The sequence below is a fragment of the Delftia sp. DLF01 genome (assembly GCF_014852125.1).
In the GTDB taxonomy this organism is placed as follows: domain Bacteria; phylum Pseudomonadota; class Gammaproteobacteria; order Burkholderiales; family Burkholderiaceae_C; genus Comamonas; species Comamonas acidovorans.
This window is the reverse complement of the sequence record NZ_JACVAZ010000004.1, coordinates 342854-357361: the sequence shown is the minus strand read 5'-3', so window position 1 is coordinate 357361 and position 14508 is coordinate 342854. Positions and strand designations below refer to the sequence as shown.

Annotated in this window: 10 protein-coding genes; 5 read left to right on the top strand and 5 right to left on the bottom strand. The window is 69.6% G+C overall.

All coding sequences use genetic code 11. The annotated features are described in order from the left end of the window. The first annotated feature begins 35 nt into the window (after positions 1-35). Complete coding sequence (locus IB269_RS22630) at positions 36-569, top strand: GNAT family N-acetyltransferase (RefSeq protein ID WP_180318776.1); 534 nt, start codon at positions 36-38, stop codon at positions 567-569. Between the two features lie 57 nt (positions 570-626). On the opposite strand, the gene IB269_RS22625 is transcribed toward IB269_RS22630, so the two are convergent. Further along, positions 627-2069, bottom strand: a complete 1443-nt coding sequence (locus IB269_RS22625; RefSeq protein WP_012207514.1) for an NAD-dependent succinate-semialdehyde dehydrogenase — start codon at positions 2067-2069, stop codon at positions 627-629. 203 nt (positions 2070-2272) lie between these two features. Between IB269_RS22625 and IB269_RS22620 the strand changes: the two genes are divergently transcribed. Then, positions 2273-4201 carry a trypsin-like peptidase domain-containing protein gene (locus IB269_RS22620; protein ID WP_192368377.1) on the top strand — a complete coding sequence of 643 codons (1929 nt, stop codon included), beginning with the start codon at positions 2273-2275 and terminating at the stop codon, positions 4199-4201. A 76-nt stretch (positions 4202-4277) separates the two neighbouring features. On the opposite strand, the gene IB269_RS22615 is transcribed toward IB269_RS22620, so the two are convergent. From IB269_RS22615 to IB269_RS22605, 3 genes are read right to left on the bottom strand one after another with little or no spacing between them, the layout of a single operon-like run. Next, entirely contained in the window at positions 4278-7130 is a 2853-nt protein-coding gene (locus IB269_RS22615) for an Hsp70 family protein (protein ID WP_192368376.1), read from the bottom strand. A 58-nt stretch (positions 7131-7188) separates the two neighbouring features. After that, positions 7189-9054, bottom strand: a complete 1866-nt coding sequence (locus tag IB269_RS22610) for an Hsp70 family protein (protein ID WP_192368375.1) — start codon at positions 9052-9054, stop codon at positions 7189-7191. A gap of 2 nt (positions 9055-9056) precedes the next feature. After that, positions 9057-9740, bottom strand: coding sequence for a DUF2760 domain-containing protein (locus IB269_RS22605; RefSeq protein WP_043782922.1), 684 nt, complete (start codon positions 9738-9740; stop codon positions 9057-9059). Between the two features lie 196 nt (positions 9741-9936). Between IB269_RS22605 and IB269_RS22600 the strand changes: the two genes are divergently transcribed. From IB269_RS22600 to IB269_RS22590, 3 genes are all read left to right on the top strand, one after another. Further along, positions 9937-10086 (top strand): hypothetical protein, encoded by a 150-nt coding sequence (locus tag IB269_RS22600; protein WP_013800628.1) that lies wholly within the window; start codon positions 9937-9939, stop codon positions 10084-10086. A 155-nt stretch (positions 10087-10241) separates the two neighbouring features. Beyond that, entirely contained in the window at positions 10242-11117 is an 876-nt protein-coding gene (locus IB269_RS22595) for a hypothetical protein (protein ID WP_026062924.1), read from the top strand. A gap of 100 nt (positions 11118-11217) precedes the next feature. Then, a complete protein-coding gene (locus tag IB269_RS22590; RefSeq protein WP_192368374.1) occupies positions 11218-11922 on the top strand; it encodes a riboflavin synthase subunit alpha in 705 nt (234 codons plus the stop codon). A gap of 13 nt (positions 11923-11935) precedes the next feature. On the opposite strand, the gene IB269_RS22585 is transcribed toward IB269_RS22590, so the two are convergent. Further along, the gene (locus tag IB269_RS22585) at positions 11936-14455 is read right to left on the bottom strand and encodes a heavy metal translocating P-type ATPase (RefSeq protein WP_192368373.1); all 2520 of its coding nucleotides are present in this window, start codon (positions 14453-14455) and stop codon (positions 11936-11938) included. Between the last annotated feature and the right edge of the window lie 53 nt (positions 14456-14508).

The following is a 14508-nucleotide window of genomic DNA, read 5'->3' as shown; positions in this document are numbered from 1 at the left end:
ACGCTCTCTGTCCCCCTGTTGCAAGGAAAGCATCCATGTCGTGGAGCGAAACCACCATCACCTCACAGCGCCTGGCGCTGCGCCCCTTCACTGCCGCCGATGCCGATGAGGCCTTTGCCTGCATCACGCCCACGCTGACGCGCTACCTGTCCTTCGAGCCGGCGTCGACGCCTGCCGAGTTCGAGGCGGTCTGGCGCGGATGGCTGCAGGAGATCGCGGCCGGCACGGACTTCAACTTCACGCTGCGCGAGCGCACGTCAGGCCGATTCACCGGCCTGCTGGGCCTGCACCGCGCGCGCGACGCCGAGCCCGAACTCGGGATCTGGATACGCGAGGACGTGCATGGCCAGGGCTATGGCCGCGAAGCCGTGGCCGCGCTGGCAGCATGGGCCCGAGCGACCTTTGCGCCACAGTCCTTGCGCTATCCGGTGGCCGAGCCCAATACCGCCAGCCGGCGCATTGCCCAGGGGCTGGGTGGCGTGGAGGTTGAGCGCCAGAGCCTTTCAAAGTACGTGCTCGTCGTCTACCGCATACCAGGGGTCGCCACGTCGGGCGTTGCCGCCCCATGAAAACAAAGGCCGTCCCACGCGAGTGGGACGGCCTTGTCCATGGGGCAGATGCCTGTCTTACACCGCCGCGATCGACACGGCCTTGGCGACCAGATAGGCCTCCAGCGCCTCGGGGCCGCCCTCGGAGCCATAGCCCGAATCCTTGACGCCGCCGAACGGCATCTCGGCCGAGGCCACGGCCGGCTGGTTGATCCACAGCATGCCGGTCTCGACCTGCTGGGCCAGCTGGTGTGCCGTCTTGATGGAGCGCGTGAACGCATAGGCCGCCAGGCCGTAGGACAGGCGGTTGGCCTCGGCAATGGCCTCGCCCAGATCGTCAAAGCCGCGGATGGCGGCCACGGGGCCGAAGGGCTCCTGGTTGAAGATCTCGGCGCTCAACGGCACGTCGCCCAGCACCGTGGGAGCGAAGAAGTTGCCCGCGCCGCCCAGCGAGGCACCGCCCGTGAGCAGCTTGGCGCCCTGCTTTTGCGCATCCTCGATCAGATGGGACAAGGCCGTGACGCGGCGCGGATTGGCCAGCGGTCCCATCTGCGTGCCCTGGACCAGGCCATCGCCGACCTTGAGGCCTTCGGCATGGGCGACCATGGCGCGCGTGAATTCCTCGCGCACGCTGTTGTGCACCAGAAAGCGCGTGGGCGAGATGCAGACCTGGCCCGCGTTGCGGAACTTGGACGCGCCTGCGGCCTTCACGGCCAGGGCCACGTCGGCATCCTCGGCCACGATGACCGGCGCGTGGCCGCCCAGCTCCATGGTCGAGCGCTTCATGTGCTGGCCTGCCAGCGCCGCCAGCTGCTTGCCCACTGCGGTGGAGCCGGTGAACGTGACCTTGCGGATCACGGGATGGGCGATCAGGTAGGAGGAAATCTGGGCCGGATCACCGAACACCAGGCCCACCACGCCGGCAGGCACGCCGGCATCGACAAAGCACTTGAACAGGGCTGCGGGCGCAGCCGGCGTTTCCTCGGGCGCCTTGCACAGGAAGGAGCAGCCCGTGGCCAGCGCCGCGCCGATCTTGCGCACGATCTGGTTGACGGGGAAGTTCCAGGGCGTGAAGGCGGCCACGGGGCCCACGGGCTCCTTGATCACCAGCTGCTGCACCTCGGGGCGGCGCGAGGGCACGATGCGGCCGTACACGCGCAGCGCCTCGTCGGCAAACCATTCGATGATGCCCACGCCGGCCAGGATTTCGCCCTTGGCCTCGGCCACGGGCTTGCCCTGCTCCTGCGTCAGGAGCGCGGCGATCTCGTCGGCGCGCTCCTTGAGCAGGGCGGCGGCACGGCGCATGGCGGCGCCGCGCTCATGGGCCGAGACATTGCGCCAGACCTCGAAACCGCGTTGCGCTGCGGCCAGCGCACGGTCCAGGTCGGCCACGTCGGCATGGGCCACATGGCCGATGACTTCGCCGCTGGCCGGGTTGCGCACGGGAATCTTCCTGCCGCTGGCGGCGTCCTGCCATTGGCCGTCGATCAGGAGTTGGGTGTCGGAGTAGGAATGGCTCATGCTGGATCAGATCCTTGGTAGATGACAGGGGGCAGATGTGTGGGGCAGGCACGGTCCTCGCAGTGTCCGCACCCGGCTGCCGCTGCAGCGCAGCGACCATTCTAGGAAGCGCCGGACGGCGGTGCCGTCACCGGGATGTCACGCACACAACACCTAAAATGCCCGGGTTTCGCAATATCCACCAATCCGTTGAGAGGGAGCTCATGACCGATCTTTTCGACACCACTGCGCGCAGGGGTTTGCGCAGCGTCGCGCTGGCGCTCGCCCTGGCAGGCAGCCTGGGGCTGGCATGGGGGCAGGAGGGCGCCGCCGATGTGCCTCAGTTCATCCCTCGCATGAGCGTGGACTCGCGCGTCCAGCCGCAGGATACGCCTCGGGAGTTCCTGGCTTCACGCAGCCAGGCTGCAGCCACCGAGGTCACGCCGCTGCGCGTGGAGCTGGGCGCATGGAAGGAATACCGCGCCGCATCGGCACCGGCAGGCGGCGCAATGCAGGTGGGCGCCCAGCGGTTGAGTGCACAAACGGCCACGGTGGACGCACTGGCATCGCAACTGCAATGGAGCACCACCGCCTCCGGCGCACGCGTGGCGGCCGTCAGCGTGCGCTCGGAAGGCGCCTATGGCATACGCCTGGGCGTGGAAATGAACCAGTTGCCCGGCAACGCGCTGCTGCGCGTCTATGCGCAGCAAAACCGCGCAGGCGCCTACGAGATCGCCGGCCAGCGCATTCTGCAGGTTCTGCAGGCCAACCTGGACGCGGGCGACACAGGCACCGACGGCCGCACCTGGTGGACTCCCGACACGGGCGGCGACGAAGTGACGCTGGAGATCGAACTGCCCCCGGGCGTCCCGGCCGACACGCTGCGCATCGCCATCCCGCGTGTGATGCATGTGCATGAGAACCTCTCGCTGCCGCTGGAAGGCGAGATGCAGTTCTCGGCACAGCTCAACGAATCCCTGCCCTGCCAACTGGATTCCACCTGCTACGACGCATACAGCTCGCAACGCAACGCCGTGGCCCGCATGCTCTACATCAAGGATGGGATGGGCTATGTCTGCTCGGGCACCCTGCTCAACGACACGGCGAGCTCCGGCACCCCCTACTTCGTCACGGCCAACCATTGCATCAGCAGCCAGACCGTGGCTTCCACGCTGGAAACCTCATGGTTCTATCGCACGCCCTCGTGCAACAGCCGCACGCTGTCATCCGGGAACAAGGTTCTGCGCAACGGCGCAACCTTGCTCTACGCAACGGCAACCTATGACGGTGCCCTGATGCGCCTCAACGACACGCCTCCCGCTGGCGCAGTCTTCTCCGGCTGGACCACGCAGACGCTGACGAGCGGTGCCAGCGTCGTGGGCATACACCATCCCCGTGGCGACCTGCAAAAGATCAGCTTCGGCACGGTCTATGGCTCGGTCGCATGCGAGCCGTCGAGTGAAGGCACGATGCTTTGCTCCAACGACAGCAAGGGCAACGGCGGCTTCAACCTTGTGACCTGGAACCAGGGGCTGACGCAGCCGGGCAGCAGTGGCTCGGGCCTGTTCCTGCAGGGTCGGCTGGCAGGCACGCTCTATGGGGGTGACGACCAAACCTGCTCTGCATCTGGCGGCACCTCGATCTACGGGCGCTTCGACCTGCTGTACCCCGCCCTCCAGAAATGGCTGGCAGCCAGTGCGACCACGGCGCGCAGCCCTGTATACCGCTTCTACAACGCGCATACGGGCGCCCACTTCTACACAGGCAGCGTTGCCGAGCGCGATTACGTGATCGCCAAGCTCCCGGAGTTTCAATACGAGAACGTGGCTTTCTATGCCTCTGCCCAGCCCCAGCAAGACCTGAGCCCCGTCTTTCGCTTCTACAACCAGGATTCGGGAGCGCACTACTACACCATCAGTGAAAGCGTTCGCGACTACGTCCACCAGACCTTTGCCCGTTTCATCTACGAAGGCCCGACCTGGTACGCACAAAAGAATGCCGTCGCAGGCAGCGTGCCCGTCTACCAGTTCTACAACCTGGACTCCGGAGCCCACTTCTATACAGCCAACGCCAGCGAACGCGACTATGTGATCGCCACCTTTGCCCGCTTCCGCAACGAAGGCATCGCCTATTACGTCTGGCCATCGCAATAAGCCCAGCACTGCACCGCAGTGCGTCCCCAAGAAGAAGGCCCCGCACTGCGGGGCCTTCTTCTTGGGACAACAGCCCTCACCCCACCAGCACCAGCCCCGGCGGCAGACTATCCCCAAAGCTGCGCTTCGCATCCTGGGCGTCCATCCGCTGGACCTGTTCCACCAGGTCGATCCAGCGCTGCGGTGCACCGGCGCCGCGCAACCGCTCCAGCACCAGGGAGCGCTGGGCATCGGACAGGTCCAGCGCACGGTCGCCCGTCATGCGGGCCATCTGCACGGCGGCGAACATGGCGGTTTCATTGCGGCGCCAGTCCTGGGCCAGGGTGGCGTCCAGGAACTCCTGCGCAGCCTCGGGCGGCATGACGCGGTGGGCGTTGGCGGCCAGCGGCATGCGCGCGGCCAGGCGGCCTATGGCCCACCAGGTCTGCACGGATTCACCAGGGTGCTTCAGCCGCTGCAGCATCCACTGGCCCATTTCCTGGCGGTACTGCCAGGGCACGGCCTCCATGGCGGCGAACAGGCGCAGCATGTCGTCGTAGCTGCCATGGGCGGACTTGCCCTGGCTGCGCTGCGTGGACTGCTGCACGGCCTTTTGCATGTGGCCGGCAACCTCTTCCAGCAGCTCCATCTGCCGGGCCTCGTCCAGGCCCGCGGCCACGCGGCGCCAGAAGACCCACCATTCGGTGCGGTTGGCCGCCTCGCCGCCATGGCCCAGGCCCTGGTCATGCAGTTGCCAGACCTGCTGCATGCGCCAGCCGTCCAGCTCGGCGCCCACGCCGGGGCGCAGGCACCAGCCTGCCAGGTTCAGCCAGACGCGCTCGTGCTCGGCCGTGCGGCGGCGGCGCCTGGCGCGGGCCAGCAGGGCGTCGAACAGTGCGCGCAGCAGCGGCAGGTCCCAGTCCTCGCGCGGGCCCAGCCGTCGCTCCAGCGACTGGCGCAACTGGCGGACCTCCTTGGCCGTCACCTCCTGCGCCTGGCTGCCGAAGATGCGCTCGATCAGGGCCACGGCGTCGGCCAGCCGGCCCTGCCGGGCAGAACGATCGCCGCTGTCCTGCGCATCTGCGGCCAGCGCACCGCGCACACTGAACGGCAGCAGCCACTGGCGCTGCGCATCGTCGGCGGCCACGCAGCGCACCTCCAGCGTGCCGACCTCGGTCATGCAGGCCTGCAGTTGCACCTCGACCTGGGCCTTGTCACGGCCTTCGGGCGCAGGCAGCACGGTGGACAGGGCGGGCAGCTCGACCCAGCCCTCGCCGTCGAGCGCCGCGATGCGGCCGGCCTGCGCAGGCGCCGCCGCCAGGCTGTTGGCCACCAGGGAAAAGCGCACGGCCTGGCCCAGGCGCAGCGCAAAGCGCCGGCCGGAGAGCACGATGCGCACGCCCTCTTCCGTGCCGCGCGGCAGCAGGCAGATGCCCTGTGGTGCGGCACCCGCCTTCTCGGGCAGGACCAGCCAGTAGCTGCGCGGCGAGCCGCCGCCGATGCGCGGTACCGGGGCGGGCACCGTCCGGGCATCTTCCGATTCCGGCAGATCCTCAGACGGACGGCTCTGGACATGCATGGCCAGGCCATGCGCCACTGCGCCGCGTGCCACGGCCCAGTCGGGATGCGGGTTGTGCAGCAGGCGCAGCGGCTGGCCGCGCCAGGCCTGCAGTTGCGCCACCAGCCGCTGGGCCAGCGCATGGGCGTGGAAGACGCCGCCATTGAGCAGGACGGCATCGGGCAACTCCCCAGCCGCGTGCTGCGCGAGGAACTGCGCCAGGTGCCGCGTGATCGCCGCATCGGCAGGATATGGGAGGCCCAGGCCGCGCAAAGCGCCCTGGCGCCGGGTGGGCAGATCCTGCAGGCCGGCCAGCGGCATGAAGCCTTCGACCACGGCCTCGCGCACCTCGTCGCGGCGCAGCGTGGCCGTGCGCGTCTGCGCCAGCAGCTTCGATCCGCCGCCCAGCAGGGTCACGGCAACGGACTCGGGCGCATCGTCGGCCAGCAACTGTTCCTTGGCCATGCGGCAGCGCTGCACCAGTTGGGCGAAGCGTGCGGCGGGCAGGCGCTCGCCGGGCGGGGCGAACTGCGGCTCCAGCCGATGGGCCAGCGCCAGGTCCATGTTGTCGCCGCCCAGCATCAGGTGCTCGCCCACGGCCGTGCGTGTCAGCACGGGCAGGCCTCCAGCTTCAGCGGGCTGCACGCGGATCAGGGTCAGGTCGGTGGTGCCGCCGCCCACATCCACCACCAGCACCAGGCGGCAATGCGCCAGCTCGGCCGCCAAGTGCTCGCCCTGCAGCACCAGCCAGTCGTGGAAGGCAGCCTTGGGTTCCTCCAGCAATTGCACCGCAGGCAGGCCGGCCAGCTGCGCGGCCTCCAGCGTGAGTGCGCGCGCGCCTTCGTCGAACGAGGCCGGCACGGTCAGCACGACCAGCTGGTCCCGCAGCGGCGCGCCGGGGTGCGTACGGTCCCAGGCCTGCCGGACATGGTCCAGGTAGCTGGCCGAGGCCTGCAGCGGCGACAGCCGGGCCACCTCTTCGGGCGCGCCCCAGGGCAGGATGGCCGCCGTGCGGTCCACGCCCGCGTGCGAGAGCCAGCTCTTGGCGCTGGCCACCAGGCGCGACGGCACGGCCGCGCCCAGGTCACGCGCCCAGCGGCCATTGACGGCGGGCGCTTGCGCATCGGCGCCCAGTGCCACCCAGGGCTGCTGCCAGGCATCGCCCAGTTCGCCGGGCGCCGCCTGGTAGCGCGCCGAGGGCAGCAGCACCTGGGCCGCCACCTCGCCAGCCGAAACGCGCTGCGCCACAGGCAGCAAGGCGATGTCGGCCGCCGTGCCGCCTACGGGCACATGCGCCACCACGGTGTGGCTGGTGCCAAGGTCAATGCCCACGATGTGGGCGGCGTCGGGAGCGAAGGGGGCGGCGGAGGCGGGGGCGGCAGTATCAGGCATATCGGCAGTCATACAGGGCACGGTGCGCGGCCCGGACCGGGCCTGCCGCCGGGGCGGGCTACGCTACATCGGCCCGCACGTCGAACTCCACCTTCCAGCGTTCTTCGCCACCCACGGGCACGGCGTTGAGCTCCAGCGTGCCGATGTCGGTCACGCGTGCATGCAGGGTGACGGGCACGATCTCGCCGGGCGCACGGCCTTCGGCGGGCAGGTGGGCCTCGATCTCCTGCAGCTCGACCAGTTCCTCTGGGCCCCAGAAGTCCAGCACGGTGCCGACCTGGTCGGCGCGGCGCACGGAGGAGCCGAAAAAGCGCAGTCGCACGGGCTCGCCCACGACCAGGCCGAATTCCTGGGTGTCCAGCGCCACCTCGGTGCCCTCTTCCATGCCGAAGGGCGCCAGGCACAGGGCAGATATGGGCGGCTCCATGCCGGGGATGGCGGGCATGTTGCTTTCCACGCCCACGTAATAGCTCTGCGCCGTGCCGCCACGGATGCGCACGCCACGGCCCGCAGCCGCCACATGGCCGAAGTAGGCGGCGCCGCGCGCCACGGCCAGGTCCAGGTTGGCGCCATCCAGCAGGCGCGCGGGTTGCGCGCCCTCGCCGGCCAGCCAGCCGTTGACGACTTCCAGGATGCGCTGCTCGATCTGCGGCGCCTTGAGCACGCCGCCGTTGAACAAGATGGCCGAGGGATGCAGGAAGGACGCACCCTCGGGCTGCGTGCCCTTGAGGCCTTCGATCTGCTCGGTGGCGCCGGCCTGGCGCGAGAGGAAGGCCGCCAGATGGCGCGTGACGGCCGCATCCTGCGCATACGGCAGGCCCAGCTGGGTCAGCGCGGCGCGCGCGCGGGTCTGGGGCTTGTCGGAGACGGCTGCGCGCGGGAAGAAGCCTTCCACCAGCATCTGCAGCACTTCGTCACGCGTGACCTCGGTGCGGATGCTGCCGCCGATGAGCTTGCTGCCCCGGCTGGGCACGACCACGGGCACGGACTGCAGCGTGGCGTCGGCCAGCAACTGCTCCTTGGCCTGGCGGCAGCCATGGGCCAGGGCGCGGGTCTGCCAGGCGTCGAGCTGCTTGCCCTCCTGGGCCAGCTTGCGCGCCACGCCGTAGGCCAGGGCCAGGTCCATGTTGTCGCCGCCCAGCAGGATGTGCTCGCCCACGGCCACGCGCTGCAGCTCCAGGCCGCCGTCCTTTTCCAGCACGGCGATCAGCGACAGGTCGGTGGTGCCGCCGCCCACGTCCACGACGAGGATGATCTCGCCGCTTTGCACCTGCTTGCGCCACTGGCCGCCGCTGGCCTGGATCCAGCTGTACAGCGCAGCCTGGGGTTCCTCCAGCAGCGTGAGCTTCTGGAAGCCCGCCGCGCGGCAAGCCTCGGCCGTCAGCTCGCGCGCGGCCGGGTCGAACGAGGCGGGAATGGTCACCGTCACGTCCTGGGCGTCGAACGGCGCCTCGGGATGGGCCTGCTCCCAGGCCCAGCGCAGGTGCGACAGGTAGCGGATGGAGGCGGTCAGCGGCGAGACGCGGTGCACCTCCTCGGGCGCATCGGCCGGCAGCAGGGGCGAGCGGCGGTCCACGCCCGGATGGCACAGCCAGCTCTTGGCGCTGGAGACCAGCCGGATCGGCGTGGCCGCGCCGCGCGATCGCGCGAACTCGCCCACCACGAAGTCCTGGCTGGCGCCCCAGGGCAGGACCATGTCGGCCGCAGTCAGCTCGCTTTCATGCGGCAGGTAAAGGAAGGACGGCAGCAGCGGGCGCGCCTCCACGCTGGAGGGGCCGGTGAGCTGGGGAATGTCCAGCACGCCCTGCTCCACCTTCTCGCCATCGCTGGCCTGGCGGTCCACATAGGAGAGCGCGCAATGCGTGGTGCCCAGGTCGATGCCGATGCTGAAACGGGCCTGGGAGGATTGACGGGACTGGTCCATGCTCACAGCTCCACCTCGGCCTGGGCCACGATGGCGGCGGCCTTGTGATCGGTGAGCTGGGGCAGGCGCACATCGTCCACGCGCCAGCCGCGGTGGCCCAGCGTGCCCGTGAAGGGTGCCTGGCCGACCACGTTGCCCGTCAGGCGCACGGCGGCGGCATCAAAGCCTGCTGCCAGCGTGACGCGGCTGCCTTCGGCTTCGGCACGCACGGGGGCGATGCTGAAATGCTCGCGCAGCACCTTGCGGCAGCCCTCGTGCACCACGCGTGCTGCGGCGCCGATCTCGGCGTCGGCATAGCCGGCCACGTCTTCCTGCACGAAGTCCACGAAGCGCGCCTCGCGCTGCAGCAGGCCCAGCAGCTGCAGGGCGGCGGTGCCAGCGGGTGCGGCCGGCTCCACGATGGTCTTTTCGACGATCTTCTCGACCGGCACCTCGACACGCTTTTCAACCACTTTCTCGACCACCTTCTCGACAGGCACCTCGACACGGACCTCGACGATCCGGTCCACGGGCACCTCCACGCGCACCTCCTTGGGTGCGGGCGGCGGCACGTCGGCGGCCAGCGGCTCGCCGTCGCGCAGGCGGGACACATCGGCGGCCAGGCGGCCGTTGCCGAGGATGGCGAAGAAACTGCCGATCGCGATGGCGATGCGGCTCAGGAACGAGGGGGGAGTCTTGGAATTCATGGGCTTCTCTTGGCGAGAGGACCCTGCCGGGCCGATCGCCGCGCAGCAGGGCAACCGGGCGCCGATGGTCCTCCACCGGGCGCCCGCAGGGTCCGTGATGTTACCCAAAGCAACGAAGCCCCGTCCTGTACACGGCCCCATGCCCCCGTGCGCAAATGGCCTCGCGGCATAATCGCGGCTGCTCCTGCCCCTGTCCATGGCCCATACACGCCTTTTCCGCCACGCCCCGACCCGCTGCACCGCCTTGCGCGCGCAGCGGCCGCAGCGCGTGCACGGCGTGCCCACGGCCTTCATCAGCCTGTGCGGCTTCACGGCCCTGCTTTCCGCCGCCGTGCGGAAAGCCTGAGGTCCAACCCCAGCTTCCCGCACGGCCCCCGCAGCGAATCCCGCATGCGAAGCGCATGCCAGGAGCTGCCGGCCCACGCCCCGCACCTCCCTGGCCTGCACGCCCTTTCGGCCGCGCCGCCGCATGGCGCAGCCGCCTTGACCCCGGAGCCGATGATGGACATGGAACTCTCCCAAAACTTTCTGCGTGCCAAAAGCCCCTGCGCGGCGGGCTTTCGCTGGTTCGTGCGCAACCGCCATGACGGCAACGACTACCAGCGCGTGCTCGATGCCCTGGTGGGCGATGGCCGCGTCGAGGACGCGCGCTGGCTCATGAACCAGTTCGGCCCCACCGACGCCGTGCTGGAGGTCGATCACCTGGAGGCCGATGCCCTGGTGTTCTCGGGCAGCGTCGTCGTGCATGGCGAGCTGCGCGTACCCGGCCTGCTGGCCGTGGGCCGCACGCTGCAGGCCGGCGCCGGCATCCACGCCGGCCGCATCGAGGCCGGCCAGGACCTGCACAGCGGCGGCGCCATCTTTTGCAGCGGCCCGCTGCAGGCCGGCGGCCTGGTCAAGGCCGCCTGGAGCGTGGACGTGCACGAGGAACTGCGCGCCGAAGACGTGCGCGCCGGCTGGGAGCTGCGCTGCGGCGCCGACCTGCGCCTGGGCGGAGGGGCACAGGCCGGCCAGGACATCGAGGTGCAGGGCGCCATCCGCTGCGGCAAGGGCCTGCGCGCGGGCGGCAGCATCCGCGCCAGCGGCCTGATCGAGCTGGGCCATGGCCTGTACGCTGGCGCCGACGTGGAAGGCGGCAGCCATATCGAGGTGGACTGGGGCATGCGTGCGCTGGGCGACATCCGTGCGGCCTGCAGCATCCGCGCGGGCGAGACCCTGCATGCCGAAGGCGAGATCGCGGCCGGCCCCGGCTATGGCATCTATGCGGGCATGAACGTGCAGCAGGATGCCTGGCCGTCCTGTGCCTGGGTGCATGCGGCGCAGCGGCCCCCAGCCCTGCTCAGCGGCTGGTGGGAAGAGGCAGCGGCACCGGCCTGATGCCCGCAGGGACACGCCGGCCTGCGCCCCCGCAGCGCAGCGCCGCGATGCAAAATACCCGCTTCGCCGCCGCCCGGGCGGCTCCAAGGAATCCCACATCGTGTTCACCGGCATCATCCAGGCCGTGGCAAGCATTGCCGCGCTGCGCGACCAGAACGGCCTGCGCACCTTCACCCTCGACTTTCCCGAAGGCTTCTGCCAGGACCTGGCCATCGGCGCCAGCGTCTCCACCGACGGCGTGTGCCTGACGGTGACCGAGATCCTCTCGCCCACGCGCGCCACGTTCGATGTGATGCTGCAAAGCCTGAACATCACCACGCTGGGCGGCTATGTCGTGGGCGGGCGCGTCAATGTGGAGCGCGCGGCAAAGGACGGCGCCGAGATCGGCGGCCATCCGCTGTCGGGCCATGTGGATTTCACCTCGCCCGTGCTGGAAGTGGCCTCCAGCGACACCAACCACCGCATCCGCTTCGGCATTCCCGAGGGCTTTCGCCACTATGTGTTCGCCAAGGGCTACATCGCCATCAACGGCGCCAGCCTCACGGTGTCCGAGGTGGACCGCCAGGCCGGCTGGTTCGAGGTCTGGCTGATCCCCGAGACGCGCCGCATGACCGTGTTCGAGTCCAAGGGCGTGGGCGACCTGCTCAATGTGGAGATCGACCGCAGCACCCAGGTCGTGGTGGACACGGTGCGCGAGACCGTGCAGCAAAGCCTGGGCCGCCTGCAGCCCGTGCTCGAGGCCCTGCTGAAAGAAAAGGGCCTGAGCCTGGACGACTTCATAGACGTCCCCAAGCTGCCCGGCTGACGCCCTTCGTCGTTCAGCGCCCTGCCGCCAGCGGCGGATTGAAACGCCGCAGACGCAGCGCGTTGCTGAGCACGAAGACGCTGGACAGCGCCATGGCCCCGGCCGCGAACACGGGCGACAGCAGCGTGCCGTTGACGGGGTACAGCAGGCCAGCGGCCACGGGGATCAGGGCCACGTTGTAGGCAAAGGCCCAGAACAGGTTCTGCCGGATGTTGGCCATGGTGGCCTTGGACAGCGCAATCGCATTGGGTACGCCGCCCAGGTCGCCCGACATCAGCACCACGTCGGCCGCCTCGATGGCGATGTCCGTGCCCGTGCCGATGGCCAGGCCCACATCGGCCTCGGCCAGGGCCGGCGCGTCGTTGATGCCGTCGCCCACATAGGCCAGCGTGCCGTGCTCGGCCTTCAGGCGCTTGACGGCATCGACCTTGCCGCCGGGCAGCACCTCGGCCACCACCTCGTCAATGCCCAGCTGGCGGGCGATGGCCTCGGCCGTGCGGCGGTTGTCGCCGGTGATCATGGCCACCTTCAGGCCCAGGGCGTGCAGGGCGGCAATGGCGGCCGGCGTGCTGTCCTTGATGGGATCGGCCACGGCGATCATGGCGGCCAGGCGTCCGTCCACGGCGGCATACAGCGGCGTCTTGCCTTCGTCGCCCAGGCGCGCGGCCTCGTCTGCCAGCGTGTCCACCTGCAGGCCCAATTCGCGCATGAAGCGGTCGGCACCGATCTCCACGCGCACGCCGTCCACCTGGGCGCGCACGCCAAAGCCTGTCACCGATTCAAAGCGATCAACAGCACCCAGCGGCAGATCCTCGGCCTTGGCAGCATCCACGATGGCGCGTGCAATCGGGTGCTCGGAGCGGTCTTCCACGGCCGCCACCAGCGCCAGCACGCGGCTGCGCTCGCCCTCGAAGCCCGGGGCCAGCACCAGGTCGGTCAGTTCGGGGCGGCCGCGCGTCAGCGTGCCGGTCTTGTCCACGGCCACCACGCGGGCGTCCTTGAGGGTCTGCAGGGCCTCGCCCTTGCGCAGCAGCACGCCCATCTGCGCGGCCCGGCCCGTGCCCACCATGATGGAGGTGGGCGTGGCCAGGCCCATGGCACAGGGGCAGGCGATGATGAGCACGGCCACGGCATTGACCAGCGCAAAGCTCAGTGCGGGCGACGGCCCCCAGGCCAGCCAGGCGCCGAAGGTCAGCAGGGCCACGGCCATCACGGCCGGCACGAACCACATGGTGACCTGGTCCACCAGCGCCTGTATGGGCAGCTTGGAGCCCTGGGCCTGCTCGACCATGCGGATGATCTGCGCCAGCAGCGTGTCCGCGCCCACCTTGGTGGCGCGAAATGCCAGAGCGCCGTTCTGGTTCACCGTGCCGCCGACCAGTTCGGCACCCGGGGTTTTCTCGACCGGCACGGGCTCGCCGCTGATCATGGATTCATCGACGAAGCTGCTGCCCTCGATGACCTCGCCATCGACGGGAATGCGCTCGCCGGGCCGCACCTCGATGGTGTCGCCCGCACGCACGGCGGCGATGTCCACTTCCTGCACGGCGCCATCCTTGCGCACGCGCGCCGTCTTGGCCTGCAGTCGCACCAGGCGGCGGATGGCTTCGGAGGTATTGCCCTTGGCGCGCGCCTCCATGAAGCGGCCCAGCAGGATCAGCGCCACGATCACGGCCGCCGCCTCGTAATACACATTCACCGTGCCGGCCGGCAGCCACTGCGGCACGAAGGTGGCCACCAGCGAATAGGCAAACGCCGCCGAGGTGCCCACGGCCACCAGCGAATTCATGTCGGGCGCGCCGCGCAGCAGCGCGGGAATGCCTTTCTGGAAGAAGCGCAGGCCCGGCCCGAACAGCACAATGGCCGACAGCAGGCACTGCAGGTACCAGCTGTTCTGGGTGCCGATGGCCTGCCCCACCCAGTGGTGGAAGGCCGGCACCATGTGGCCGCCCATCTCCAGCACGAACACCGGCAGCGCAAACACCGTGGCCACGACCAGCGAGCGCTTGAGCGAGGCCCGCTCGCGCGCCTGGCGCTGCTCCGTGCCGTCTTCGGCCGGCGACTGCGCAGCGCCGCCTTCACTGGCCGGGTTCGCGCTGGCGCCCAGCGGCCGCGCTTCGTAGCCTGCCTTCTGTACCGCAGCCACCAGGGCCGCCATGTCCACGCTGCCCGCCAGCGTCACCAGCGCGCGCTCGGTGGCCAGGTTCACGCTGGCCGATTGCACGCCCTCCACCTTTTTCAGCGCCCGCTCCACGCGGCCCACGCAGGAGGCGCAGGTCATGCCCTCCACCTCCAGTTCCACGCTGGACTGGGGCACTTCGTAGCCGGCCTTCTCGATGGCGGAAATGGCGGCCGGCAGATCGGCCGCGCCCTCGAAGCGGATGCTGGCCTTTTCGGTGGCCAGGTTGACCACGGCCTCCTGCACGCCCGGCAGCTTCTTGAGCGCGCGTTCCACACGCCCCACGCAGGAGGCGCAGGTCATGCCCTGAACGGGCAGGTCTATGGCCATGCCGGCCTTGGTCGATGCATTCATTGCCTGACTCCTTTGTTCTCGCATGCAGGCACTTTAGAGATTGCCACCATGTC